Source organism: Actinosynnema mirum DSM 43827 (assembly GCF_000023245.1).
GTDB classification, from domain to species: Bacteria; Actinomycetota; Actinomycetes; order Mycobacteriales; family Pseudonocardiaceae; genus Actinosynnema; species Actinosynnema mirum.
In genome coordinates, this window is sequence record NC_013093.1 from 2,870,754 (window position 1) to 2,896,291 (window position 25,538).

At 74.3% G+C, this 25,538-nt stretch carries 17 protein-coding genes; 11 read left to right on the forward strand and 6 right to left on the reverse strand.

Features of this window, described 5'->3' with window-relative positions; all coding sequences use genetic code 11:
• Positions 1 to 126: 126 nt before the first annotated feature.
• Complete coding sequence (locus tag AMIR_RS12740; protein WP_015801373.1) at positions 127 to 1,245, forward strand: chymotrypsin family serine protease; 1,119 nt, start codon at positions 127 to 129, stop codon at positions 1,243 to 1,245.
• A 75-nt stretch (positions 1,246 to 1,320) separates the two neighbouring features.
• On the opposite strand, the gene AMIR_RS12745 is transcribed toward AMIR_RS12740, so the two are convergent.
• A complete protein-coding gene (locus tag AMIR_RS12745) occupies positions 1,321 to 4,407 on the reverse strand; it encodes an efflux RND transporter permease subunit (protein ID WP_015801374.1) in 3,087 nt (1,028 codons plus the stop codon).
• Positions 4,408 to 4,770: 363 nt separating this feature from the next.
• The gene (locus AMIR_RS12750) at positions 4,771 to 5,727 is read right to left on the reverse strand and encodes an Acg family FMN-binding oxidoreductase (RefSeq protein ID WP_015801375.1); all 957 of its coding nucleotides are present in this window, start codon (positions 5,725 to 5,727) and stop codon (positions 4,771 to 4,773) included.
• Positions 5,728 to 6,028: 301 nt separating this feature from the next.
• Between AMIR_RS12750 and AMIR_RS35585 the strand changes: the two genes are divergently transcribed.
• The 6 genes from AMIR_RS35585 to AMIR_RS35590 all read left to right on the forward strand — a co-directional run bounded on the left by AMIR_RS35585 (position 6,029) and on the right by AMIR_RS35590 (position 12,999).
• Complete coding sequence (locus AMIR_RS35585; RefSeq protein ID WP_015801376.1) at positions 6,029 to 6,643, forward strand: hypothetical protein; 615 nt, start codon at positions 6,029 to 6,031, stop codon at positions 6,641 to 6,643.
• Positions 6,644 to 6,815: 172 nt separating this feature from the next.
• On the forward strand, positions 6,816 to 8,189 hold the full coding sequence (locus AMIR_RS12760; RefSeq protein WP_084799178.1) for an MFS transporter: 1,374 nt from the start codon (positions 6,816 to 6,818) through the stop codon (positions 8,187 to 8,189).
• Positions 8,190 to 8,274: 85 nt separating this feature from the next.
• On the forward strand, positions 8,275 to 8,787 hold the full coding sequence (locus AMIR_RS12765; protein ID WP_245554610.1) for an SRPBCC family protein: 513 nt from the start codon (positions 8,275 to 8,277) through the stop codon (positions 8,785 to 8,787).
• A 251-nt stretch (positions 8,788 to 9,038) separates the two neighbouring features.
• On the forward strand, positions 9,039 to 9,953 hold the full coding sequence (locus AMIR_RS12770; RefSeq protein WP_015801379.1) for a COX15/CtaA family protein: 915 nt from the start codon (positions 9,039 to 9,041) through the stop codon (positions 9,951 to 9,953).
• Between the two features lie 18 nt (positions 9,954 to 9,971).
• Complete coding sequence (locus AMIR_RS40180; RefSeq protein WP_015801380.1) at positions 9,972 to 10,430, forward strand: hypothetical protein; 459 nt, start codon at positions 9,972 to 9,974, stop codon at positions 10,428 to 10,430.
• 391 nt (positions 10,431 to 10,821) lie between these two features.
• Positions 10,822 to 12,999, forward strand: coding sequence for a putative bifunctional diguanylate cyclase/phosphodiesterase (locus tag AMIR_RS35590; protein WP_143760713.1), 2,178 nt, complete (start codon positions 10,822 to 10,824; stop codon positions 12,997 to 12,999).
• Between the two features lie 924 nt (positions 13,000 to 13,923).
• On the opposite strand, the gene AMIR_RS35595 is transcribed toward AMIR_RS35590, so the two are convergent.
• Complete coding sequence (locus AMIR_RS35595; protein WP_015801382.1) at positions 13,924 to 15,072, reverse strand: SdrD B-like domain-containing protein; 1,149 nt, start codon at positions 15,070 to 15,072, stop codon at positions 13,924 to 13,926.
• A gap of 249 nt (positions 15,073 to 15,321) precedes the next feature.
• Positions 15,322 to 15,882: a TetR/AcrR family transcriptional regulator gene (locus tag AMIR_RS12790; RefSeq protein ID WP_015801383.1), complete on the reverse strand. Its 561-nt coding sequence runs from the start codon at positions 15,880 to 15,882 to the stop codon at positions 15,322 to 15,324.
• Positions 15,883 to 15,985: 103 nt separating this feature from the next.
• Here AMIR_RS12790 and AMIR_RS12795 point away from each other — a divergent pair, with 103 nt between their 5' ends.
• Both AMIR_RS12795 and AMIR_RS12800 read left to right on the forward strand, forming a co-directional pair.
• Complete coding sequence (locus AMIR_RS12795; protein WP_015801384.1) at positions 15,986 to 16,924, forward strand: SDR family NAD(P)-dependent oxidoreductase; 939 nt, start codon at positions 15,986 to 15,988, stop codon at positions 16,922 to 16,924.
• Between the two features lie 317 nt (positions 16,925 to 17,241).
• A complete protein-coding gene (locus AMIR_RS12800) occupies positions 17,242 to 18,099 on the forward strand; it encodes a DUF3152 domain-containing protein (protein WP_015801385.1) in 858 nt (285 codons plus the stop codon).
• 75 nt (positions 18,100 to 18,174) lie between these two features.
• On the opposite strand, the gene AMIR_RS12805 is transcribed toward AMIR_RS12800, so the two are convergent.
• The gene (locus tag AMIR_RS12805; RefSeq protein ID WP_015801386.1) at positions 18,175 to 20,145 is read right to left on the reverse strand and encodes an RICIN domain-containing protein; all 1,971 of its coding nucleotides are present in this window, start codon (positions 20,143 to 20,145) and stop codon (positions 18,175 to 18,177) included.
• A gap of 710 nt (positions 20,146 to 20,855) precedes the next feature.
• Here AMIR_RS12805 and AMIR_RS12810 point away from each other — a divergent pair.
• On the forward strand, positions 20,856 to 23,459 hold the full coding sequence (locus AMIR_RS12810; RefSeq protein ID WP_015801387.1) for a TerB N- and C- terminal domain-containing protein: 2,604 nt from the start codon (positions 20,856 to 20,858) through the stop codon (positions 23,457 to 23,459).
• Positions 23,456 to 24,676: a BREX system ATP-binding domain-containing protein gene (locus AMIR_RS12815; RefSeq protein ID WP_015801388.1), complete on the forward strand. Its 1,221-nt coding sequence runs from the start codon at positions 23,456 to 23,458 to the stop codon at positions 24,674 to 24,676. Before AMIR_RS12810 ends, AMIR_RS12815 begins: the two co-directional genes overlap by 4 nt.
• Positions 24,677 to 24,757: 81 nt before the next feature.
• Here the strand turns inward: AMIR_RS12815 and AMIR_RS12820 are convergent, their stop codons facing one another.
• Entirely contained in the window at positions 24,758 to 25,510 is a 753-nt protein-coding gene (locus AMIR_RS12820) for a pectate lyase (protein ID WP_085945021.1), read from the reverse strand.
• Positions 25,511 to 25,538: the final 28 nt, after the last annotated feature.

Consider the following 25,538-nt stretch of genomic DNA (forward strand, 5'->3'; position numbering starts at 1 on the left):
TCGCCCCTGCCCCGGACTCAGGGGGCGTTTGTCCGGTCTTGTCAGTGACAGATTTTTGGTCTGGACCATAGGGTCGGACCTCCGCCGCTGCCCCCCGCACCCAGCGACTCGAAGGAGTTGTCGCACGTGAGGACAGCACGCAGTGCCCTGGCGCTCGTGGCCGTCGTGGCCGCCTCCACCGCGCTCGGGACCGCCCCCGCCGCGCTCGCCGGGACCGGGCCCGGCGACTGGGACCGGATGCTCGCCCAGCAGCCCCTGATCGCCGCCGCCGACGTGATCAAGGCCGAGGTCGACCGGGTCGGGTACCCCGACGGGTTCGCCGGGATCGCCCTGGAGGACGACCACGTCGCCCTGTGGTGGAAGGGCGCGCCGCCCGCCGCCGTCACCGAGGCGGTCGCGAAGGCCGCCGCCGAGGCGCCCGTCCGGGTCGAGCGGGCCGCGCACTCCGAGGCCGAGCTGCGCGCCGCCGCGAAGAACCTGGAAGCGCGCCGCGGCCCCGGTTCGGCCGTGCACTCCATCAAGGTCCCCGCCGACGGCAGCGGCCTGGTGCTCGGCACCCGCTCCGACGCCGTCGCCCGCTCGCTGGCGACCACCGCCGACGTGCCCGTGCGCACCGTCGTGGAGGAGCCGCTCGTGCCGGTGTCCCGGCAGAACGACTCGCCGCCGTGGAAGGGCGGGGCGACGATCGTGCTCAACAACTCCGCCGCCTGCACCTCGGGCTTCTCGGTGCGCAACGGCGACAACGCCCGCTTCCTGCTCACGGCCGCGCACTGCGGCCAGTCCGGGGTGCGGGTGACCGACCCGACGGGCGAGCACATCGGCAACGTCGGGGCGCGGCACGGCGACCACGACATCATGCTGATCCCGACCGGGAACGTGGTGAACCGCCAGTACGTGGGCGGCGGCGACAGCAACAGCACCGAGGTCGTGCGCGGCTGGGGCGACGTCCACGTCGGCGAGTACCTGTGCCAGTCGGGCGTCACCAGCGCCCGCGAGACCGGCTCGCAGGTGTGCAACATCAAGGTCCTGTTCTTCTACGCCGACCGCGAGGACCTGGTCGAGGGCGAGCAGATGAACGGCCGCCCCGCCGCCCGGCCGGGTGACAGCGGCGGCCCGGTGTACGGCCCGTCGTCGGACGGCGGCGTGATCGCCAAGGGCACCGTGACCCGCACGGCGGGCGCCCGCATCGGCTTCCAGGACTTCCGCACCGCGTCCCGCGACTTCGGCGTCTACATCCCGCTGTAGGCAGCAGAACGCCCCCGTCACCCGAGAACCGGGTGACGGGGGCGCTTCAGCACCACCGGACTGCGTGTCGAGCGACTACACCGACGCGGTCTCCCGCTCCGGCTGCTCGTTGCGCCTCGCCGCGCGCTTGGCCGCGCGGCGCTCCTTCCGGTTCTCCACGATCGTGTACAGCGTGGGCACCAGCACCAGGGTCAGCAGCGTCGAGCTGAGCAGGCCGCCGATCACCACGATCGCCAGCGGCTTGCCGATGAACGCGCCCTCGCCGGTGATGCCCAGCGCCATCGGCAGCAGCGCGAAGATCGTCGCCGCCGCGGTCATCAGGATCGGCCGCAGCCTGCGCCTGCCGCCCTCGACCACCGCCTCGACCACGCCCATGCCCGCCGCCCGGTACTGGTTCACCAGGTCGATCAGCACGATCGCGTTCGTCACCACGATGCCGACCAGCATCAGCATCCCGATCAGCGACGGCAGCCCCAGCGGGGTGCCGGTCAGCAGCAGCAGGCCGATCGCGCCGGTCGCCGCGAACGGGATCGACACCAGCAGGATCAGCGGCTGCACGACGCTGTGGAACGTCGCCACCATGATCAGGAACACGATCGCGATGGCCGCCAGCATCGCCAGCCCCAGGTCCGCGAACGTCTCGGCCTGGTCCGCGCTCACGCCGCCGATCGACGTCTCCGCGCCCTCCGGCAGCTCCACCGCGTTCACCCGGTTGGTGACCTCGGTGGTGACCGTGCCCAGGTCGGACCCGGTGGCCTTCGCCGTCACGGTCGCGCTGCGGTCGCCGTCGGTGCGCCGGATCTGCACCGGACCGTCCACCACGGACACGTCCGCCACCTGCCCCAGCCGCACCCCGCCCGGCAGCTGGAGCTCGCGCAGCGCCGCCACGTCGGTCGGCGCGACGCCCGAGCGCAGCACGATCTGCTGCGTCGCGCCGTCGATCGGCAGCTCACCGGCGGGGGTGCCGCGCAGCGCCTGCATCGCGAACTGGCCCACGACCTGGTTGGACAGCCCGGTCGCCCGCGCCGCCTCCTCGCGCACCGCCACCTGCACCCGAGGCGCGCTCACCGCGAGGTCGTTGGTCACCTCGCCGACGCCCGGAGCGCCGGTCAGCTCGCGCTGCACCGCGTCCGCCGCCTGCTTGAGGCGCTCCGCGTCCGGCGCGGTCACCAGGACCTCGATGCCGTCGCTGGAGAACCCGGCCGCAGCGCCCGCGCTGAAGTCCACCTCGCCCGCGCCGTCGAGTTCGCCCAACCGCTCGGTCAGCCGCTCGCGCACCGCCTCCATGTCGGAGCCCTCGCGCAGCGTCGCGCTGATCTGCGTGCTGCTGCCGCCCATGCCGAAGCCCGCCAGCATCCCGCCGCCGCCGAGCGTGACCTGGTAGGTCTCGACCTCGTCGGTGTCGGCGAGCACCTGCTCGACCTTCTTCGCGGCCTCGTCGCGCGCCGCCAGGCTCGCGCCCGGCTCCAGCTCCTGCGTGCCCTGCAGCGCGTCGCCGCCGGTGTCGCCGATGAAGTTCGTCTGCAGCGTGCCCGCCAGGCCCAACGTCACGGCGAAGATCAGCACCGACGCGGCGACGGTCACCCCGCGCCGCTTGGTCGCGAACCGCAGCACCGGCACGTACGCCCGCTGGAGCTTGCTGCGCTCCTCCTTCTCCAGCGCCGCGACGCGCGCCGCCTCGGCCTCGGCCGGATCGGTCGGCACCTCGGGGCGCTTGAGGAACCAGAACGCCATCACCGGCACGATCGTCAGCGACACCAGCAGCGACGCCAGCAGCGACACGGTCACCGTGATCGCGAACGGGCTGAACAGCTCGCCCGCGATGCCGGTCACGAACGCGATCGGCAGGAACACCGCCACCGTGGTCAGCGTCGACGCGGTCACCGCGCCCGCCACCTCGCGGGTGCCCTCCAGCACCGCCTTCTGCTTCTCCTCGCCGTACCCGAGGTGCCGCTGGATGTTCTCCAGCACCACGATCGAGTCGTCCACGACGCGGCCGATCGCGATGGTCAGCGCGCCCAGCGTCAGCAGGTTCAGCGACAGGTCGCCCACCCACAGCGCCACCAGCGCCACGACCACCGACAGCGGGATCGACACCGCCGTCACCAGGGTCGAGCGCAGCGACATCAGGAACAGCAGGATGACCACGACCGCGAACAGCAGGCCCAGCAGGCCCTCCGTGGTCAGGCCGCTGATCGCCTTGGCGACCGCCGGGCCCTGGTCGAACGAGACGGTCAGCGTGCTGCCGACCGCCGAGCCCAGCTCGCCCAGCTTCGCGCGGACCTCGTCGGAGATCTGCACCGCGTTGCCGTCCGAGCCCATGGTCAGGCTGATGCCGAGCGTGGGCTCGCCGTCGGTGCGGGTGATCGAGGTCGCGGGCAGCGGCGCGGACTCCACCGTCGCCACGTCACCGAGCGTCACCTGCTGGTTGACCCGGACCGCGCGCAGCTGCTCGATCGAGGTCACCGGGCCGCCGACCTGCACGGTCAGCGAGCGGTCGCCGTCCGTGACGGAGCCCGCCGGGATGGTCATGCCCGCGCTGGTCAGCGCCGCGCTGAGCGCGGTCGGCTCCAGCCGCGCGGCGGCGAGCTTCGCGTAGTCGACGGTCACCGTCACCTGGCGCTCGCGCTCACCGCTGACGGTGGCCTCGCGCACGCCGGGGATGGCCTCCAGCTCCGGGACGACCTGCTCGCGCAGCTTCGCCGCCATCGCGATGTCGTCGTCACCGGCGGTCGCGGCCAGCGCGATCACCGGGAGGTCGTCGGTGCTGCCCTGCACGATGGTCGGGTCGACGCCCTCGGGAAGCCGGGAGCCGAGCCGGTTCACCGCCTGCTGGAGCTGCGAGATCGCGGTGTTCAGGTCGGTGCCGTAGGTGAACATCACCTGCACCGTCGCGGAGCTCTCGGCGGAGCGGGTCAGCACCTGCTCGACGCCGTCGACCCCGCGGGCCGCCGCCGCGATGGGCTCGGCGACCTGGCTGTCCACCAGGTCCGGGGAGGCGCCGGGGTACGGCGCGACCACGGCCGCGGCGGGCAGCTCGATGGACGGGAACAGCTGCTGCTTGAGCGAGGGGAGCGCCAGCACCCCGAAACCGAGGACGACCAGGCTCAGCAGCGCGACGAGCCCCCGGTTGGCCAGGCTGAGCCGAGCCAGCACGGACATGTGCGGATCTCCTTACGGGGAAAGGTGTGGGCCACCCCCGCCGCCGGTCCGCGCTCCGGCGCAGCACTGCGCTTCGGTGCCTCGTCCTGGGACTGGCGGGGTGGATGGCGGAAGAGTTCCACACCCAACCTGAGGCCCGGCTCAGTCAAGAGTCTCGTGAACGTCATCCTTCGGTATGAAACCGGCGCGGCGTTCGGCGTCCGAGGTCGCGCCGGACGACGCGACCTGGGGGTTTGCCGCCCCGACCGCCGCAGGGTGTTGTGACCGGCGTCACGGGGGCGCGCTTCGGGGCCGTTCGGACCGCCGCCCGCGGGACGCCCGGCGGTGCTCCGAACGGCCCTGAGGCGGGGGCCGCGAGTCCGGTCAGCCCATCAGCAGGTCGGCCACCGAGCGCCGGGGCGTCGGCGGGACCGGCTCGCCGAAGCCCAGCCGCAGCACCGTCTGCGGGAACGGCCCGCCCGCCAGCAGGCGCACCTCCTCGCGGATCGCGGGCACCTCCACCGGCTGCGACAGGAACGACGCGGACAGCCCCAGCGAGGTCGCCGTCAGCAGCACCCGCTGCATCGCCTGCCCCGCCCGCACCTCCGCCGCCGGGCCGTCGTGGTACGAGCACAGCACCGCCACCAGGTCGCCGCCGCCGGACTCGGCCGCGCCCACCCGCTCCGGCAGGCCGCGCGCCAGGAAGTCCCGCGTCGCCCACTCGTCACCGGCGGCGGGCCGGGGCCCGGCGGCCCTGGTCGGCACGCCGTCCGCGCCCACCCGCAGCCCCGTCCACCGCCGCAGCTCCGCCTGCACGCGGGGGTCGGCGTCCAGCTCCCGGTGCGCCCGCGCGACCATCCCGCGCAACCGCGCCCGCTCCTCCCGGTCGGTCACCACGTGCAACCAGGACCGCTCCCGCTCCGCCGCGCGCACCAGCGCCGTCCGGAACCCCAGCGGCACCGGGTCGGCGCGGAACGGCCTGCGGTTCGTGCGCCGCCGCGGGATCGCCGCGACCAGCGCGGGCTCCGGCTGGGCCGCGCCGCCGACCCGCCGCAGCACGGCCAGCGCGCCGGACCCCGTCCCGTGCGCGACGGCGACCGTGGTCCGGACCCCCGCGCCCTCCAGCGCCACGCGCAGGTTCAGCAGCGCCGCACCGCAGGAGAGCCGCAGCTCGCGGTCCTCCGGGTCGGTGGCGCGCAGCGCGCGCGAGGTGTCCGCGTGCAGCTCGATCCGGTCTTCCGCGACCCGGAACAGCCAGGGCTGCGTGTTGTGCACCGATGGGGCGAGGGAGGCCGCTTCCAGTGCGGCCGTCACCTCGTCGTTGGTCAGCCCCAGCGCCATTTCCTGCCTCCCGGCGGACCGCTCGTCATGAATCCGAGGAGACCCCACTCTCTTACCGGGCGGGTGGCTGACACACGGTCGAAGGTCCCACTGCCGGAGAGTCCTGGGACACCGGCCTGGGACTCCCCGGCGGCGACCGCGTCGTCCTCGCCGGCAGCGGGTCCGGGCGCCGGGTGTGCGGGGCGCTCACAGGGGACGCACAGCGGACGCTGGTGAAGTCCACAGGGGCGGCGCCGATTCTTGGGTTGTCCCGACCGGGGTGGTCCCGGAGCAGGGGAGTCCCGAGCAGCCAGGAGCCACCGTGAACACCGAGCAGATGACCCGCCCGCAGGAGCAGATCGAGACCGGCGCCGCCACCGCCGAGACCACCACCGAGGCCGCTGCCACCGAGGCCGCTGCCACCGAGGCCGCTGCCACCAAGGCTGCCCCCACCGAGGCCGCGACTGCCGCTGCCACCGAGCAGGGGCAGGCCGGTTGGGGCGCGCCCGAGGTGGGCGCCGCGCAGGTCCCGGCCGCCGAGGCGCCGACGTGGGGAGTGATGCCGCCCGCGCCGTCCCAGCCGGTCGCCTCGAAGCGGCCCGCCTGGCTCAGGGGCCGGAACGCGCTGGTCGCAGGCGCGCTGGGGATCGCCGTCGCGGCCGGGCTCGGCGGGTTCGGGATCGGCCTCGCGGTCGGCGACGGTGGCGCGGGAGCGGGCACCGGTCAGCAGGCCCCGAGCGGCCAGTTCCCCGGTGACGGCCAGTTCCCCGGCGCGGGCGACGGCCAGACCGGCGGCGGCCAGTTCCCCGGCATGGGCGACGGGCAGTCCGGGACCGGTCAGCTCCCCGGTGGGCGCGCCGGTCGCGGTGGCCAGCAGACGACCCCCGACACCGGCTCCGGCACGGGTTCCGGCACGGGCACCGGTTCCACCACCTGATCCCCACCCTCGACTCCGCCGACCAAGCCCTTCCCGGAGCGGGCGGCCCCCCGAACGTCGGGCGGGCCGCCCGCTCCGGTGTCGTTCCGGGGAAACCGGGTAGACAGCCCTGGTGACCGAACCTGATCCACGCCGCTGGAAAGCCCTAGCCGTCAGCCTCGTGGCCGGGTTCATGAGCCTCCTGGACGTCAGCATCGTCTCCGTCGCCCTGCCCTCCATGCAGCGCGGCCTCGGCACCTCGCCGGCGGGCGTGCAGTGGGTGGTCTCCGGGTACGCGCTCGCGTTCGGCCTGGTCCTGGTCACCGCGGGCAGGCTCGGCGACGCCTACGGCAGGCGCCGGGTGTTCCTGCTGGCGCTGGCGGCGTTCATCGCGTTCAGCGCGCTCGCCGGGCTCGCGCCCACGACCGAGGTGCTGGTGGTCGCCCGGCTGCTGCAGGGCGCGGCGGCGGGCGCGCTGGCCCCGCAGAACTCGGCCCTGATCCAGCAGCTGTTCCGGGACGCGGAGCGGGCGCGCGCGTTCGGCTTCTTCGGCGCGGTGGTCGGCATCTCCACGGCGGTGGGCCCGGTGGCGGGCGGCGCGATCCTGGCCGTGGCGGGCGAGGACGACGGCTGGCGCTGGGTGTTCTACGTGAACGTCCCGATCGGACTGGTCGCGCTGGTCCTGGCGGCCAGGCTGCTGCCGAGGGCGAGCGTCGGCGAGCGGGGCCGTCTCGACCTGCTCGGCGTGCTGCTGCTGGGCGCGGGCGTGCTGGCCGTGCTGCTGCCGCTGGTGCTGGCCGAGTCGGGCGGCCTGACGGCGCTGTGGTGGCTGTTCCCGGTGGGCGCGGCGCTGCTGGCGGCGTTCGTGGTGTGGGAGCGCCGCACGGCCGCGCGCGGCGGCGACCCGCTGCTCGACGTGACCCTGCTGACCGCCGTCCCCGGCTACGCCTCCGGGCTGCTGCTGGGAACCTGCTACTTCGTGGGCTTCAGCGGGATCTGGCTGGTGTTCGCGCTGTTCTTCCAGACCGGCCTCGGCTACACCCCGCTGGAGTCGGGCCTGGCGGTGACCCCGTTCGCGGTGGGCTCGGCGGCGTCCGCGCTCGTCGGCGGCAGGCTGGTGAGCCGCTGGGGCCGCAAGCTGACCGTTCTGGGCCTGGCCCTGGTCGTGGCGGGCCTGGTGGCGACCGGCCTGCTCCTGCGCCTGGCCCCGCCGCACCTGGCGGGCTGGTGGGCCGCCTGCGCGCTGCTGGTCGGCGGTGTCGGCGGCGGCTGGGTGATCTCCCCGAACACCACGCTGACGCTGCGCAACGTGCCGGTCCGCATGGCGGGCGCGGCGGGCGGCGCCCTCCAGACCGGCCAGCGCATCGGCGCGGCGATCGGCAGCGCCGCGCTCGCCGGGCTGTTCTACCTGGTGCTGGCGGACACCGGTCAGGACTACGGCGCCGCGGTGTCCCTGGCGATCTGGACCGCGGCGGGGGCCGTGGTGGTGGCGCTGGGCGTCGCGGTGTGGGAGCTGCACGCGGTCGGCCGGCCCGAGGAGGGCCGGGACTTCGCGGCGGCCGACTAGCCCCGCGCGCCCTCCCACACCCCCGCGAGCGCTCTGGTTACCCTGCTGGTCGCGACCGGCTCGTGGCCCCCCTCGTGAAGCCCCCGTGAACAGGAGCACCATGCCCCCGACCGCCACCGGAACGCTCGCCGGGACGCCCGGCGGCGTCGACCTCGTGCTGACCCGGACGTTCCGCGCGGACGTCGAGGACGTGTGGGCGTCCGTCACCGAGTCCGACCGGACGGCCCGCTGGTTCGGGCCGTGGGAGGGCGAGGGCAGAGCGGGCGGGACGGTGCGGGTGCGGCTGGAGTTCGAGGACGGGCAGCCGACGTGCGACCTGCGGGTGGAGGCCTGCGAGGCGCCGGGCAGGCTCGTGCTGACCATGCTGGGCACCGGGGCGACGTGGCCGATCGAGCTGCTGGTCGTGCCCGTCGAGGCGGGGGAGACCGAGCTGCGGCTGGTCCACCACCTGGGGGACGACGGCGGGATCGGCGAGATCGGGCCGGGGTGGGAGTACTACCTGGACCTGCTGGTCGCGGCGCGCGAGGGCGCGGAGGCGCCGTCGTTCGAGGACTACTACCCGGCGCTCAAGCCGCACTTCGACGCGCTCAAGCGCTGATCGCCCGGTGGCGCCGATCGCACTCCCCGGCAGACGCGAAGAGGGGCCCGGATCTCTCCGGGCCCCTCTTCGCTGCGCTGATTGATTCATCGGCGCTCGATCCCGATTCCTTGAGGGTCTCGCCCGTGGTTCACCTGTTCGGCCCAGGCGGGCCCCCACGTGATTCCATTTATTCCTTCAGTGCAGAACGAAGTCAACGCCCGTGGACCCCATTTGTCCGTTCTCGGCTCCGGTCACGTAGGTTGCCCGTCGTGCAGCCCACCTGGAAGCAGCGGATCGTCCAGTCCCACCGCGGCCTCGCGATCGCGGCTGTCGTCGCCAACGTCGTCATCGCGGGCACCGGGTCCACCGTGCGGGTGACCGGTTCCGGGCTCGGCTGCACCGAGTGGCCGCACTGCCTGCCCGGCAGCTTCGTGCCCGTCGAGCACCCCGAGCTGGCGATGCTCAACCAGTGGATCGAGTACGGCAACCGGCTGCTCGCCGTCGTGGTCGGCGTCATCGGGGTGCTCTGCCTGCTCGCCGCCTGGTGGTCGAGGCCGCTGCGCACCCGCGTGCTGCTGCTGTCCGCCGTCATGACCGGCGGGGTGTTCGCGCAGGCCGTGATCGGCGGCATCACGGTCAACCTCGGGCTGCTCTGGTGGACCGTCGCCTTCCACTTCATCGTCTCGCCGGTGCTCGCCTGGTACGCGGTGCTGCTCTGGCGCTCGCTGGACGAGGAGGACGGTCCGGCGCGGCCGATCGCCGGGGCGCTCGCGCAGCGGCTGCTGGTCGCGGCGGTCGTGGTGCTGGCCGCGCTGATGGTCGTCGGCACGATGGTCACCGGCGCCGGTCCGCACGCGGGCGACGCCGACGTGGCCCGGTTCGACGCGCCCGTCGAGACGCTCGCCCAGGCGCACTCGGTGCTGCTGTACGCGTTCCTCGCGGTGCTGGCCGCGCTCGGCTGGTCGTTGCGCGGGGCCGGGGTGCGCAAGCCGTACGCGGTGCTGCTGGTGGCGGTACTGCTGCAGGGCGCGGTCGGGTTCGCGCAGTACTTCACCGGGGTGCCCGCCGTGCTGGTGGTGGTGCACGTGCTCGGGTCGATGGCGGTCGTGGTCGCGATGGCGAACCTGTGGACGGCCTGCCGCGTCCGCGAGCCCGCGACCGACCAGGTGGTGCTCGCGGCCTGACCGCCTGCCCTGGCGCGGGTGCGCGTGCTGCTCACCTCCGTCCGCGCCGCCGGGCACGTGGTCGCGTTCGCCTGCCCCCCGGTCCAGCGGAGGGCGGTCGAGGCGGCCGGGTTCGAGGCGCACGGCCTGCCGCCGGACCCGGACTCGGACCCGGACCCGGACCCGGACCTGCTGATGCTGCGCGGGAACCTGCTGCTGTCCCCGTTCCCGCCGAGCTTCCGCGACCCGGCGTTCCCGCTGCCGCCGACGGCTTTCCCGGTGCGGCCGGTGGTGGGCCCGGTCGTGCGGGGTGCGCGGACGACGGTGCACTTCACACCGGGGACGGTGTTCACCGGCGAGTCCGGCGACCTGTTCGCGCGGGTGGTGGAGGTGCTGGCCGGGTCGCACCGCGAGGCGGCGCTGGCGCTGCGCGAGGAGATGCTGGGACTGCCGGAACCGGCTGCGGTGGTGCCGTTGCTGGAGGCGCTGGCGCGCTAGCGGCCCACCGCCACTCGTCCGGCCCCCGCAGGTCACCGTCATGGCCGCCGACCGGTCGGGCGCTCCGATCGGCGCACCGTCATCCCCACCCGGCACACTCTGTCACGAAAGCGCCAGTGGAGTTCGTGTTTCCGCAGGTGAAAACCGTCAAGAAGTCCACAGTGGACGCACAATCCCCGTGTCCTCGCCCGCGTCCAGCCTTACAACGATGCAAAAGTCCGAACCCCCGGTTGAGGGCCTCGCCGAGTCCACAGTGGACGGAAATCGGACCGACCGGGCCAGTCGACTCACCCGGATGGCGGTTGTCGCGCCCGTGCGAGGATCAGATAGTGCCAACTTCGCCGCATGTGAGAGCACTCGGTCTACGAGCCGTGGCTTGGGGGAAGCTCGCGTGAAACGTCCACCCGTTCCCGTGGCCGCGGACGTGCCTCCCGCCTCGGGCTCGGCGCACGGCACCGGTCGCAGGACGCTGCACCGGATCAGGGTGCTGACCACCGTCTTCGCCTGGCTCGGCGGGGTCCTCACGATCGGCAGCCTCGTCGCGACCGGTGAGGGGCCGCTCCCGATCGGGGTGGCCGCGCTGGTCGCCGGTGTCCTCGCGTGCTGGCTGCGGGTTCCCCGCGACGCGTGGTGGATCCCGCCGCTGGAGGGCGTGGTCGCGTTCGCCGCGCTGCTCCTGCTGCCCGACCCGCAGGTCGTCGTGGGCTTCGTCATCGGCGCCACGGTCCGCCGCGCCCTCTACCCCGAGGACGCCGGGTTCTGGGCCAAGTCCGCCGTGGTCGTCGGCGGCTACCTCACCGGCCTGGCCGCGTCGCTGCTCTGGGGCTGGGGCGCGATCCGCCCCGAGCTGCTGCCGACCCTGCTGATGCCGCTGGCGGGCATGGCCGTCGCCGCCGCCGCGCTGCACGAGGCCGCGCGCGCGGTGCTGCGCGCCGAGTCGGCCCAGCGCGGCGCCGAGCACGCCCGCGCCACCGCCACCGCCGTCCTGCAGGCCAGCCCGATCGGCCTGGTGCTGCTCGACTCCGGCGGCGTGCCCGTGCTGCACAACGAGCGCGCCCAGTTCCTGCTGGACTGGGCGGGCCAGAACGGGGCCGCCGTGCCCTGCCCGCACGGCCCCAACATCGCGGTGTGCGAGAAGGGCTGCCGCGACGCCGACGCCGAGCCCGTGGAGGTCTGGGTCGCCGACCGCGACCGCGTCCTCGCGCTGCACCCGGTGCGCGTCGAGCAGGCGGGCGACGAGGACCGCACCCTGGTGGCCGCCGTGGACATCAGCGTCCGCCGCCGCCTGGAGGACGAGCTGCGGCACCGCTCCGAGCGCGACGTCCTCACCGGCCTGACCAGCCGCTCGCACTTCCTGCACCTGCTGGACCGCGCGCTGCGCGCGGGCGACGTCGGCCTGCTCGTGCTCGACCTGGACCAGTTCAAGGAGGTCAACGACACCGAGGGCCACGACGCGGGCGACCAGTGCCTGGTGGCAGCCTCCCGCCGCATCCGCGCCGCCGTCGAACCGGACGCGGTCGCCGCGCGCCTGGGCGGCGACGAGTTCGCGGTGCTGGCGCCGGGCCTGGACGAGCAGGCCTGCGGCCAGCTCGCGAAGTCCGTGCTGGCGGAGCTGGAGAAGCCCTGGTCGGACCTGGGGTACGACGTGCGGATGCAGGCCAGCATCGGCGTCGCGGTGTCCTCGGCGGCGGCGGGGGTGGTCGGCACCGCGGAGCTGCTGCGCGACGCCGACACCGCGATGTACGTGGCCAAGCGCGAGGGCGGCGCGCGCGCCCGCTCCTTCCGCAGGGAGATGGGCGAGCAGGCGCTGGCCCGCCAGCGCGACAAGCTCGACCTGCGCGCCGCGATCGGCACGGATCAGCTGGTCCTGCACTACCAGCCCATCGTGGACCTGGCCACCACGGCGATCTCCGGCGCGGAGGCCCTGGTCCGCTGGGAGCGGCCGGGGCGGGGGCTGCTCGGACCGGGCGAGTTCATCGGCCTGGCCGAGCAGACCGGCCTGATCGTGCCGCTGGGGTCGAGCGTGCTCACCTCCGCGTGCACCCAGGCCGCTGGTTGGCGCGCGGCCGGGCGCGAGCTGGGCGTCACGGTCAACGTGTCCACCAGGCAGCTGTCCGCGCCCGGTTTCCTGGCCGCGCTGGCGAAGTCCCTGGACGTGTCGGGCTTGCAGGCCTCGGCGCTGACCATCGAGGTGACCGAGTCGGTGTGGGCGGACGAGGCGGCGATGCGGGCGCTGATGGCGGTGCGGGAGACGGGCGTGCGGGTGGCCCTGGACGACTTCGGCACCGGCTACTCGTCCCTGAGCTACCTGCACCGCTACCCGTTCGACGTGGTGAAGATCGACAAGTCGTTCACCTGGGCCCTCGGCGACACCGGCCGCACGGCGGGCGTGGTGCGCTGCATCATCGACCTGGCGGACGTGCTGGGCGCGGTCACCGTCGCGGAGGGCATCGAGACGCCGGAGCAGGCGGAGTGGCTGCGCAGGGCGGGGTGCGGGTTCGGGCAGGGCTTCTTGTTCGGCCGCCCTGATCTGCCGCGCAACTTGGCGCTTCCGCAGGTCGGGCGCTGAGCTCCTGGGGATGAGGTGCTCAACTCCTGGGGGAGGCGCTGAGCTCCTAGGGGGAGGCGCTGAGCTCCTGGGGAGGGGCGCTGAACTTCTGGGGAGGGGCGCTGAACTTCTGGTTGGGGCGAGAAAAAGGTCCCGCGTCACAACGACGCGGGACCTCACCGCACCAAGCCGCTTCGCTGGTTGACCGCTTCGCGGGCTGCGGGGCGAGCGCAGCGAGCCCGCAGCCGCCCATTCCCGCGTCCCTCTTCTCCGTTTGGCCTGGCGAAGCCCGAGCGCAGGTGTCAAGATGCCGCCGCACTGCGCGGAAGACCGCCCGAGTCAAACGGCGTCTTGACGCCTGTGCTTGCCTGAAAGGAGGCCAAACGGAGAAGAGGGACCCCGCCCACCGCAGGGGTAAACCGGACCACCAGCGGAAGCGCCACCGGCCGGCAGAGCCCGTGTCCCCTCTTTTTTGGAGGTCTGCCCCGCCGGCGAGGCGTGCTTGTAGCTCTTGACTTTGATCCTTTGACTTTAAAACCCAAACCCAAACCCAAACCCAAAAACAACGCCTCGCCGGCGGGGCAGACCTCCAAAAAAGAGGGACACAAGCCCTGCCGGCCGGTGACTCTTCCGCCGATGGTCCCGTCTACCCCTGCGATGGTCCGGGTCCCTCTTCTCCGTTCGGCCTCCTTTCAGGCAAGCACGCTCGTCAAGACGCCGTACAACTCGGGCGATCTACCGCGCAATGCGGCGGCATCTTGACAAGCGTGCTCGGGCTTCGCCAGGCCAAACGGAGAAGAGGGACGCGGGATTGGGGAGCTGCGGGCTCGCTGCGCTCGCCCCGCAGCCCGCGAGGCGGTCAACGCGCGAATCAGTTCAGTTGGTGGCTTGGGAATGCGCTCGGCTTGCAGCCCGTACGTAGGCGCGCTCCGGCCCCGCCTCAGCTCACCGGGCGACCCAGCTCTGGTTCGCCCCGCCATGGCACCGGTACGCCCCGACGCCCGTCGTCGGCGTCCCCGTCGGGTACTCCTGGTCCAGGCACTCCCCGGTTGCCAGGTTCACCGCCGTGAACGGCTCGCCGCCCTGCTCGTCGTGGCTCACCCGCCAGCGCTGGTTCGCCCCGCCGTGGCACCGGTACGCGCCCACCCCGCTGGTCCGCCTGCCCCCTGGGAACTCCTGGTCCAGGCAGAACCCCGTGCGCGCGTCCACGAACTCCGCCACGTCCGGCTCCACCCACCTCGCCCGCCAGCGCTGGTTGTCCCCACCGTGGCAGTCGCCCGCCGCGACGCCCGTGGTCACCGCCCCACCCGGCAGTTCCTGATCCGCGCACCACCCGCTGGCCGCGTTGACCAGCACCGGTTCCGGCGCAACACCCCCACCCCGCACCAAACCGATGTCCACGGCCGCGTACCGCGACCCGGTCTCGGCGAACCGCACCGGCAGGCTCGTGGCCTCCGCGCCCAGCAGGTCGAAGTCGGTGTGCGCGCCGGACGAGCCCGCGCCCGCGTTCGGCCTCGCCAGCCCGTACCCCTGCGGGACCTCGGCCCTGACCTGGTACGCGCCCGTCGCCAGCGCGTCGAAGTGGTACCAGCCGTAGTCGGAGGTCGTCGTGCTGGCCCTGACCTCCGCCCCGGTGAGGTCGCGTCCCCACAGGTGCACGGTCACCGCGACCCGCTCGGGGGTGGCGTCGCGCGCGCCGTCGTCGTCCGCGTCCACGCTGACCTGGCCGCCGAGCGTGCCGCCCTGCTGCGGGAACCACGCCTGCCCCGCCCTGGGGGAGCCCGAGGTCAGCTCGACGTCCCAGGTCCGGTCGGCGAGCGCCGCGTACCCGGTGCGGTCGGCCTCGACCTGGTAGGCGCCCAGCGGCAGTCCGGTGAAGCGGAAGTCGCCGCGCTCGTCGGTCCTGGTGGTCCTGCGCTCCCCGGTGGCGCGCTGGAGCGCTGTCACGGTCACGCCCGCGCGGCGCGCCTCGTGCTCGCCGGGCTGGCGGTCCTGGTCCTTGTCGACCCAGACCGTGCCCGCGATCTCACCGGCGTCCTGCGCGTGCGCCGGGCCCGCCGCCGCGCCCGTGCCCACCAGTGCCGCCGCAGCCACCGCGCTCCACGCCGCGCGCCATCTCCTCACCACGCGAAAACCCCACTGTGCCAGGGCCGAATCGGCACCGCCGTCGTCGTCAGGGGAAGAGCCTAGACCCGATCACCCGGCAAGATCGACTCCACCGGCGGCGGCTGCGGGACCGGTGTGGACTCGGTGGGAAACCGTTATGCGGCACCGTGAACCACGCCACCGCGGACAGGGGTTGCGTCCCGGCGCGAGTCCGCTAGGCGCCCCCTGCGGCGGCGTTCACCGCCCGGCGCGCAGCCCGGCCACGAGCAGGTCCAGCAGCCGCCCCGCCTGCGCCGCGTCGTCGGTGGCGTTCGCGATCCCGGCCATGCCCACCAGCACGTCCAGCGCGGGCACGTCGTCGCGCAGCGCGCCCGTCCGCACCGCCGCGTCCACCAGCACGCTCAGCGCGTCCAGCAGCCGCTTCCTGGCGTGCGGGAACGGGGTCTCCGCGCCGGTGATCACCGCGCGCAGCGCGTCGGCGAGCCCTCGCTTGGTGGCCAGGTACTCCAGGAACAGGTCCATCCACCGCCGCAGCGCGACCTCGGGCGGCGAGGTGGTCAGCAGGTGCGGCGCGGCGTCGCACAGCCGGTCCAGCTCGGCCCGGTACACCTGCTCGATGAGCGCCTCGCGGGTCGGGAAGTGCCGGTAGAGGGTGCCGATGCCCACGCCCGCCTGCTTCGCGATGCCCTCCAGGGGCGCGTCGGCGCGCTCGGTGAACGCGGCCAGCGCGGCGGCCAGGAGCTTGTCGCGGTTGCGCTGGGCGTCGGCCCGCAGCGGGCGCTGGTCGGGGTCGGTCACGGCGGGGTCCTCCGGGATCGGTTGCAAGCGGAGGCACCTCCGGTTAGTCTCGATGAAGCGGAGGAACCTCCGCTTCATCCTAGTCCAGCGATCCGGGGAGATCATGACCGCGAACACCGCACCGCGCTTCACCGCCGCCTCCACGGCCGCCGAGGTGGTGGCCGGGATCGACCTGACCGGCAAGCGCGCCGTCGTCACCGGCGCCGCCTCGGGCATCGGCGTCGAGACCGCCAGGGCCCTCGCGTCCGCGGGCGCCGAGGTCACCCTGGCCGTGCGCGACCGCGCCGCCGGTGAGCGCACCGCCGCCGACATCACCGCCACCACCGGGAACACCGCCGTCCGCGTCGCCCCGCTCGACCTGGCCGACCAGGTCTCGGTGGCCGCCTTCACCGCCAACTGGGACGACCCGCTGCACCTGCTGGTCAACAACGCGGCCGTCATGGCCTGCCCGCTCACCCGCACCCCCGAGGGGTGGGAGCTCCAGTTCGCCACCAACCACCTCGGCCACTTCGCCCTCACCAAGGGGCTGCACCGGCACCTCGCGGCGGCGGGCGGCGCGCGCGTGGTCTCGGTCAGCTCCAGCTCCCACCACCGCTCGCCGGTGGTCTTCGACGACGTCCACTACACCGAGCGCGAGTACCAGGCGTGGGACGCCTACGCGCAGAGCAAGTCCGCGAACGTCCTCTTCGGGGTGAGCGCCACCACCAGGTGGGCCGCCGACGGGATCACGGTGAACGCCCTGATGCCCGGCTCGATCAGCACGAACCTCCAGCGCCACGTGGACCTCGAGGAGCTCGCGCGGGCCCGCGCGGCGGCGGGCGTCACCGAGGTCCGGCGCAAGACCCCCGAGCAGGGCGCGGCCACCTCGGTCTACGTCGCCACCGCGCCCGAGCTGGAAGGCCTGGGCGGCAAGTACTTCGAGGACTGCGCCGAGGCGGGCCCGTTCGTGCCCGGCGCCAACCGGGGCGTGGCCGACCACGCGCTCGACCCGGAGGCCGCCGACCGGCTCTGGGAGGTCTCGCTCCGCACCCTCGCGGGCTGAGGTCCCCGCCGGGCAACCGCCGCGCCGCCGCGCGCTGCCGCACCCGCGCCAGCCGGGACTCCAGCTCCACCAACGACCCCTGGTCCAGCGCGAACGGGCCGACCGCACGCGGATCCACTTCCCCGCCGCCCGCCCGTCACCCACCACGGTGACGTCGCGCCCGTCGTGCGCCAGGTGGCGGCGGACGAGTTCCGCCTGGTGGGGGGTTGTCCTCGGCGACCAGGACGCGGGCGCGCACGGCGGCAGTGCGCACCGCCTTCACGGGGGAAAAGCCCGGACAACACAGGATCTTCACCATTAGTGGGCACCCTGTGCTCATGAAGGTCACCCCGGCGCTCCTGGCGTGCCTGGCCACGGCGGTCGTGTTCACGGCCGCAGGTGTGGTCACCCCGCCCGAGGAGCCGCCCACCGGGCCGGTCGCGGAAGCCGAACCGCAGGAACCGGCCGCGCCCGCCGCAGCACCCGCCGACGTGCCCGCCGATCCCGCCGAACCGGAGCGGATGGCGGCCGAACCCATGGCGGCGGACTCGGACCCCGAGCCGCAACGCGTCTACGAGCGCTCGTCCGACCTGCCCGACGGCGGCCCGTTCCCCGAGCGGGGCAACGGGACCTGGCACGTGGTGCCCGGCACCTTCGCCCAGGCGGGCAGCGGCGCGGCGCTCAGCTACACCGTCGAGGTCGAGGACGGCGTGCAGGTCGACGAGCACGCGTTCGCCGGGTTCGTGCAGCAGACACTCGCCGACCCGCGCGGCTGGATCTCAGCCGGGTTCGCGCTGCGCCGCGTCGACTCCGGCGTCCCGGACTTCCGCGTCCGCCTCACCTCCCAGGCCACCGCCCGCGACCGCTGCGGCTTCCAGATCCCGGTGGACGTGTCCTGCCGCGACGGCGGCGCGGTCGACCTGAGCGCCGCACGCTGGGCCAGGGGGGCGGTCGCCTACCTCGGCGACCTGGACGGGTACCGGCGGTACGTGGTCAACCACGAGGTCGGGCACGCCCTCGGCCAGGGGCACGTGCCCTGCGCCGAGCACGGCGCGCCCGCGCCGGTGATGATGCAGCAGACGTTCAGCACGTCCAACGACGAGATCAACCTGATCACCGCGGGCTCCGCGCAGGGCGGGGTCGTGCCCAACGACGGCAAGGTGTGCGCGCCCAACCCCTGGCCGTTCCCCGGCTGACCGGAGGACGCGACGAGGGCGCCGCTCCCCGTGATCGGGGAACGGCGCCCTCGTGCCACCGCGACGACTTCCGCGCTAGCGCGGCGTCGCCGTCCACCGCTGGTTCGGGCCGGACGTCGGCGTGTACAGCCCGACCTTCGCCCCGTCCGCCGTGGACTGGCCCACCACGTCCAGCATCGCGCCCGTGGCCGCGTTCACCAGCGTCCACGTGCCGTCACCGGTCGACGACGTGATCCACCGCGCTTCCGGCCCGTCCGCCGAGCGGAGCACCGCCTCGCCGTTCACCGCCGCGAGCCGCTGCCCGGTCCCGGCGTTGACCACGGCGAACCGGACCCGGTTGCCGAACCCGTTGTCCAGCCGCTCCAGCCTCCAGTACTGGTCGGCGACCTCGGCCGAGTTCCGCTGCACCAGCGAGTTCCCGCTGGGGGCCAAGGACTTCCCGCTCTGCACGCCGGTCAGCCGGTACGCGTCCTCCGCGCCCAGCGCCTCCGCGCCGATCGCGCCGGAGACCCCGGACACCCGGAACGTGGTGACCGAGCGGGCGGGCACGGTCAGCGTCGCCACGCCGTCGCGCACCGCGACCTCGGCTCCCTCGACCAGCGCGCCCGACGCGTCCGTGACGACCGGCCGCACCGCGGCGTTGTCCGAGATCCGCTTGAACGAGCGCAGGTCCAGCGCCACGGTCCTGGCCTGCTCGGCCTTGTTCACGTGCACCACGGTCTTGAGCGACTCGCCGCGCATCGCCACCACGTCGGTCGTGGTGTTCACGCCGATCATCCGGTCACCCGGCTTGATGTGGTGGGTGAAGTTCCGCAGGGTGTTGAACTTCGTGTTGGTGCGGACCTCGCAGTCCGAGGTGGCGCAGGAGAACGGGACCTGCACGACGCCCCAGTTCGCGCCCTGCGGCGACTCCCCGCCCGGCTTCATGTTGTCGTAGTCCTCGATCGCCTGCCACAGCACCCAGGACCGGGGCTCCAGCTCGCGCAGGTCGTCCACGACCCGCTCGGCGATGCCGATGCCGGGGTCCATGCTGGTGAAGCTCTGGCCCGAGCCCCACGAGCCGTCGACCTCGCTCATCCACAGCGGCTTGTCCGCGCCCTTGGCGATGTCGCGGGCCGAGGTGCGCTGGCCGGTGCCGTAGGTGTGCACGTTCAGCTGGCCGACCTGCTCGCGCACCGACGCCGGGTAGCCCGCCCAGTCGGCGGCGAACGTGCCGGGGTTGGTCTCGTCCGGCGCGGACACGGCGGCGCTCAAGCCCTTGTCCCGCAACGCCTGCACCATCGACGGGATCACCTTGGCCTGCAGGGCGGGGCCCATGTGCGCGCCCTCCTGCCTGCCGCCGGTGGGGTTGCCGTCCGCGCCGAGGCGGGTGCTCCAGTAGTTGGTGTTGGGCTCGTTGAACGGGTCGACGGTGTCGAACTCGATGCCGTGCGCGTCCTCCATCTCCTCGACGACCTGCGCGAGGTAGGCGGTGAACTCGTCGATCTTGTCGGTGCGCAGCTGGTCGGCGTTCGCGTCGAAGCCGCCCGAGACGTAGCCGGAGACGGTCTGGAACCACGGCGGGGAGTTGCTGAACGCCTCCCAGCGGTCGACCTTCGACTTGATCTTGTCGACCCACCAGCGCTGACCGGGGTCGGCCTCGGCGTCGAACAGCTCGGGGTTGTTGGGCTCCCACCAGTCGGTGTCGGTGCGCGTGGTGCCCTCGGGCGCCTTCCACCAGCCGGGCACCGCGCCACCCGCGCGCAGGTACGGCGGCACGTCGGGCGCGTTCCCGCCGCCGATGTTGTAGCGGGCGATGTTCAGGTTCAGGCCCTGCGCGGAGAACAGCAGGTCGGCGAGCTCGTTCCGGACGGAGTTCGGGTACTGCCCGGTGGCGTTGGCGAACCACACCAGGCTCGTGCCCCAGCCCTGGAACGGCTCCTGCCGGTAGGTCGGGTCGGGGCGCACGGTCACGTCCGCCTGCTGGGCCTGCGCCTGCGCCGCGCCGACCGGGGAGAGGGCCGCCGAGGCGACCACGATCGCGGCGAGCGCCGCACGCGCCTTCACGACGCCCTCGCTGCGCTCGTCGACGCCGGACCGCCGGGGGAAACCAGTCTCACAGCCACGTCCTCGTGTTGTAGGGACCTGATGGGGGTGTGGCGGACGCGGAACGCCCGCCGGTCACCGGGAACGGGGGGTCGCCCCGCCGCCGGTGGGGTTCTGGGGACCGGGCCGGGGTGGGCCGGTGGGGGAGTTGCTCGGGGTGGGCGGGGATGCGCCTCGGTCGAGCGCGCGGTGAGTCGGTGGCGCGGGCGGGGAGCGGGCGTCGTTCGGGCCCGGTCCGGGCAGGGGTGCGGCTGATCCGGGCGGTGTTCCACTCCCGCACGTCGCGTCGCCAGCAGCCTCGGCGCGTGCCCGTGCGGGCGTTCCCGGTGTGGCGCCGGGAGCGCCAGTGCTGGTCGTGGCGGTGGTCCGCCCCGGAGTCGTGGTGCGGCGGTCTGGGGTTCCGCGCTGCTGCGCGGCGCGGGGTGCCGGGCCGTGGGCATCGGTTCTCCGTTGAACAGATGTTAGCGCTAACAAACGATCTTCATAGAGCCTGCCCGCCGAGCGGGTGAGCGTCAAGGGGGCGTTTGGCGCAGGCCGCCACTTCCGGTGCGCGGAGCGGTTCACCCGTTCGAGGGCTAACGGTGATCACCCCGTGTGCGACGTAGCGGCTGACAAGCCACAACTGGTCCGGCCGGAGCAATCCCGGACCGGCGTTCGGCGGGGGAGGCCCGATGGGGTTGGCAGATCGGTTACGGCGCGCGCTCGGGTTACCCGACCCGGAACACCCCGAGCACGACCCGGAACCGGCGCGGACCCCCGGCGGGCCGACCGGTTCCCCCCACCCCGACGAGTGGGCGTCCGCCGAACCCCGGCCCGAAGACCCGCAGCCGGAGGATCCGTGGCCCGTCGACCCGCGGCCCGAGGACCTGCGGCCCGTCGAACCACGGCCCGTCGACCCGGAGCACTTCGCGTCGGCCACCGGCACCTTCGAGCCCGCCGACACCGCCGCCTTCCTCCCGCTCGACGAACCGGCCGACGAACCGGCCGACGAGGACCCGCCCGCCGACGAACCCCCGCCCGCCGACCGCGTGCGCCCGTTCGTCCCCGCCGTCGTCCCCGAGCCCGCCGCCGAGGCCCCGCGGCCACCCGAGGACCCCCAGCCACCCGAGGACCCGGCCGAACCCCCGTTCTGGCTCCCCGAGGGCGTCGCCGTCCACTTCGCAGGCCACACCCTCGAAGGCGGCCTGCTCTACCTCGGCCGCGCGGGCGCCCCCGGAACCGGCCACGTCATCGACCCCACCCTCCCGGTCGACCCGTCCGCCGAGCCCGCCGACCGCGACCCGGACCCCGCCTACCACGCGATGAGCCCCCGCGACCGGGCCGCGCACCTGCGCTGGCTCGCGACCGGCCGCCGCGACCGCGCCGTCCCCGTCGGCCACGTCTTCCTGTTCCTGGCCGGCCTGGAGCACCGCGTCGTCGCCGACCGGGCCCGCGCCGACCTGCCCGCCGTGCGCGCCGAGCTGCGCGACCTGCGCGCCCGCTACGGCCGCCACCGCCCGTTCCACGGCGCCGCGACGGCCCTGCTCGACCTCGTCGACGTCCTGCTCGACGACCGCCCCCTTCCCGACCCGGCCCGCTGGGACCGCCCCGAGCCGCCGCTCGCGCTCCGCGTCGCGCTGGGCGAGCTGGCCGCCGCCGGTCAACCGGTCCCGGCCGAGTGGGCGCACGCCTGGGCCCTGCTGCACCCGGCCCTGGACGCCCCGCGCGCCCGCGCCCGGTTCCGCGAGCTGTTCACCGCCCGCTACCGCGAGCGCCACGGCGAGGGCCTGCTGATCAACCCGGCCGCGCCCCCGCTGACCGTCCGCTACCACCCCACCGCCGAGGGCGTCCCACCCGCCGAGGTGCCCACCGACCTGCCCGACGTGCTCACCACCCCCGCGCCGACCAGGGCGCTGGCCGAGCTGCTCGACACCTGCGCCGACGAGCTCCAGGCCCACGACGGCCTGCTCTCGGACGACCCGGCCGCCGAGGGCACCGCGCCCGCGCTGGCCCTGCTGCCCCGCTGCGTGGTGACCGGCGAGGAACCCGCGCTGGACCCGTTCCGCGCGCTGGTGGACCGCGTGCTGCCGGACGGCGCGGCGCTCGGGGTGTTCGAGCTGGCGGACCTGGTGGCGCTGTGGCCGGGCGGGTTCGACGGCGCGGGCGCGATCGGCGCGGCCAGGCTCCTGGGCCACCTCGGCGTCGGCCTCGAACCGGACGCCCGCACGGGCTTGGAGGAACCGCGCGCGACCGGCCCGGCGGCCCTGTTCCGGGTGGCCGACGCGGAGGACCTGCCGCACGCCGCGACCCCCGAGCACCGGGCCGCGTCCACCCTGCTGCGGCTGGCCGCGTCGGGGGAGGGGCTGTCCGAGCCGGAGCGCGTCGACCTGACCGCGCATCTGGGGACCGCGCTGCGCCTCACCGACGGCGAGGTCGCCAGGCTGAACGCCCACGCGGTCCTGCTCCTCACCCCCGGCGCGCCACCCGCGCCGCAACGCCTCAGCGGGCTCACCCTGGGGCAGCGCCTGCACATCGCCGACCTGGCGTCGGGCGCGGCCCGCGTCGACACCGCGCCACCGGGCGTGGACCAGGTCTTCCGCCGGATGCGCGCCGCGCTGGACCCGAACGACCCGACCCCGGAACTCCCGCCCGCGCCGGAACCCGAGCCGGAACCGGAACCCGCGCCGGAACCCGAGCCGGTGCAGGTCCTCGAAGCCGCCCCGGAACCGCGGGCCGTCCCCGAGCTCGAAGCGCCGCAGGAACCCGACGCGAAGCCGGAACCCGAGGTCATCACGACCGCCGTCCCCGCCACCGCCGAGGTCCCGGCCCTGCTCGAACTCGCCACCATCGACCTGACGCCCGCCCCGGAACCACCCGCCCTGCCCGCAGCGCCCACCCCGCCCGCCGACGACTCCCCGGTCCCCACCGACTCCCCGGTCCCCGACCCCCGCCCCGCACCCGCACCCGCACCCGCCGACCCCACCACCTCCCACCTCCTCGCCACCCTGGCCGAGGACGACCCCACCACCCCGTCCCCGCGCCGCGCCGTCCTGCCCGTCGACCTCGTCCCCGGCCTCGACGCGGGCCACTCCGCGCTCCTGCGCGAGCTCGCCGCCCGCCCGCTCTGGCCGCGCGCCGAGTTCGACCGCCGCTGCGCCGCCCTGCACCTGCTCCCGATCGGCGCGCTCGACGCCCTCAACGAGGCCGCCGTCGCCGCCTGCGGCGAACCGGTCGCCGAACCCGGCGAGCACGGCCTGCTGGTCAACGACACCGCACTGGGGGAGCTCCTCGCATGACCGCCGCCAGCCCTCGCGAGCGCGCCGCCGTCCTGCGGTCGCTGCGGGCGAAGACCGCGCCGCTGCTGGGGATCGGGCACATCAGGGTCGGCAGGGACCGCGAGGTGCGCGCGCTGGAGCGCGACCTGGACCGCGTCGTCGACGGCGGCTCCACCGCCAGGTTCGTGATCGGCGAACCGGGGTCCGGCACCACGTTCTTCCTGAACCTGGTGCGCGGCCTGGCGCTCGACCGCCGCATGGTCGTGCTGCGCGCCGACCTCACCGCCGACCGCTCCCCGCTCGCCACCACCGAGGGCGCCCGCTCGCTGTACACCGAGCTGGCCCGCTCCGCCGCCACCCCGGCCCGCCAGGACGGCGGCGCGCTGGCGGCCGTCGTGGAGCGCTTCGCGTCCACCGCCGTCACGGTCGCGCGCGAGCGCGGTCGCGACCCGGAGCGGGTGATCCGCGAGCGCGCCGCCCGGTTGGAGGAGCTGCCCGGTGGCGGCGGGTTCGCCGAGGCCGTCGCCGCCTACTGGCGCGGCCACCACACCGGTGACGGGCTGCTCGCGGTGGACGCGCTGCGCTGGTTGCGCGGCGAGTGCCCGCCCGCCCGCGCCCGCGCCGCGCTCGGCCTGCGCGCCACCCTGGACGACGTGCCGCTGACCGACCGGGTCAAGCTGCTGGCCAGGTTCACCACGATGGCGGGCTACCGGGGTCTGCTGGTGTGCCTGGACGAGCTGGACACCCTGGCCGCCGCCCCGGACCGGGCCGCCGAGCACGAGGGGGTGCGGCGGATCGTGGAGGACAGCCTCGGCGGCGGCAGCCCGCACCTGGCGCACCTGTTCGCCGGGACCCCCAGCGCGCTCACCGATCCCCGCTACGGGCTGCACACCTGCGAGGCGCTGCGCACCGCGCTGCCCGCGGCGGGCGACGACCTGTTCGGCCCGGTGGTGCGGTTGCGCGCGCTGGAGGGCGAGGAGTTCACCCGGCTGCTGGTGGCGGTGCGGGACGTGCACGCGGGCGGTGGGCGGGGCGCGCTGCCGGACGAGGCGCTGCGCGAGTTCGCCAGGCACTGCGCGGACCAGCTCGGCGCGGACTGCGCGGGCAGGTCGCGCGCGGTGCTGCGGGCGTTCCTGGACCTGCTGTCGGCGGCCGAGGACGAGCCGGGCGACTGGGCGCCCCTGGTGCGGGCGGTCCGGGTGGACGCCGAGCAGCCCGCCCCGCGCGCGGTGGCGTGACCGGCGGCCCCGCCCCCCCCCCCGCAGGGCGGGGCGGGACCGCCCAGAGCTGCCCGACCACCCGATCGCCGGACCGCTCGCCTACCGGTAGGTGATGTTCGACGAGGAGTACAGGCAGTTCGTGCTGTCCGGACCGCTGCCGATCTTGCTCGGCTCGCCGCTCGTGACGCCCTTGTACTTCTCGCACACCACGATCTTCTTGCTGCTGTCGCCGACGATCGTGACGTTCGTGTACTTCGCGGTGTCGCCGTAGTTCGTGTTGATCCCGGCGAGGACCTTGCCCGGCGAGTACGCGGTCACGTTCTCCAGGATCACATTCCGCTTGTACTGCGTGCCGCAGTTGCCGCACGAGCGGTAGAGCTTCCCGAAATCGTCGACCTGGAAGTTCTTGATGTGGATCGTGCCCGGCCCGTTGTGCTGGAACACCTTGTCCGACGCCTTCCGCGCCCCGCCGCCGTTCACGGTCATCTTCTGCGACGAGGAGGAGCCCTTGAGCGTCGCGGCGTCCTCGCCGACGTCCTCCCACCACACGTTGTTCAGCGTGCAGGCGCCCAGGCAGTGCACGCCGTCGGCGGCGGGCGAGCCGAGCACGACGTTGGACAGCGTGGCCCCGTTGGCCAGCTCGAAGAGCGGCGACTGCCCCTCGTCCTGACCACCGTTGCCCAGGTCGCCGGTGCCGTAGAACCGCTTGAGGCCACCGTCGTACGACCCGGACACCTTGATCTTCGCCCCGACCCCCTGCGAGCCGTTCGGCGACGGGAACGTGCTCCCGGCGGCCGACGCGCTCCCCGCGCCCGCCGCGACCGTCACCGCGGCCAGCAGCAGCGCGCCCATTCCGGACAGGATTCGACGAGTCAACACC

Coding starts and splice junctions, on each gene's coding strand:
- AMIR_RS12745 (WP_015801374.1), bottom strand. CDS start 4,407: ATGTCCGTGCTGGCTCGGCTCAGCCTGGCCAACCGGGGGCTCGTCGCG.
- AMIR_RS12750 (WP_015801375.1), bottom strand. CDS start 5,727: ATGGCGCTGGGGCTGACCAACGACGAGGTGACGGCCGCACTGGAAGCG.
- AMIR_RS12760 (WP_084799178.1), top strand. CDS start 6,816: ATGAGCCTCCTGGACGTCAGCATCGTCTCCGTCGCCCTGCCCTCCATG.
- AMIR_RS12795 (WP_015801384.1), top strand. CDS start 15,986: ATGACCGCGAACACCGCACCGCGCTTCACCGCCGCCTCCACGGCCGCC.
- AMIR_RS12800 (WP_015801385.1), top strand. CDS start 17,242: ATGAAGGTCACCCCGGCGCTCCTGGCGTGCCTGGCCACGGCGGTCGTG.
- AMIR_RS12810 (WP_015801387.1), top strand. CDS start 20,856: ATGGGGTTGGCAGATCGGTTACGGCGCGCGCTCGGGTTACCCGACCCG.
- AMIR_RS12815 (WP_015801388.1), top strand. CDS start 23,456: ATGACCGCCGCCAGCCCTCGCGAGCGCGCCGCCGTCCTGCGGTCGCTG.
- AMIR_RS12820 (WP_085945021.1), bottom strand. CDS start 25,510: ATGGGCGCGCTGCTGCTGGCCGCGGTGACGGTCGCGGCGGGCGCGGGG.